Origin of the sequence: Halorubrum sp. SS7 (genome assembly GCF_005435055.1) — an archaeon.
GTDB lineage: Archaea > Halobacteriota > Halobacteria > Halobacteriales > Haloferacaceae > Halorubrum > Halorubrum salinarum.
This window is the reverse complement of record NZ_SGXV01000321.1, coordinates 240-448: the sequence shown is the minus strand read 5'-3', so window position 1 is coordinate 448 and position 209 is coordinate 240. Positions and strand designations below refer to the sequence as shown.

At 69.9% G+C, this 209-nt stretch carries 1 protein-coding gene; it reads right to left on the bottom strand.

The genetic code is table 11. From position 1 onward, the window contains the following. Positions 1–209, bottom strand: a 209-nt coding sequence (locus EXE44_RS21700; RefSeq protein WP_241991898.1) for a deoxyribodipyrimidine photo-lyase, incomplete at both ends; no start/stop codon positions are given.

Genomic DNA, 209 nt, shown 5'->3' with positions numbered 1-209 from the left:
AGTCGTCGTGGAACTGACTGTGGTTCGGGTAGCGCTCCGCTAGCCGCCCGGGGTCGACCAACACGAGGTCGGTCCGCGAGTCCGTCTCGACGCCCGCGCCGGCGAGCGCGTCCTCGACCGCCCGCTGTCGGTTCCGACGGGCCGGTCTGTAGTGCTCGTTGTAGTACACCGTCTCGGCGTCGTACTCCGCCGCGAGGTCGACGAGGACC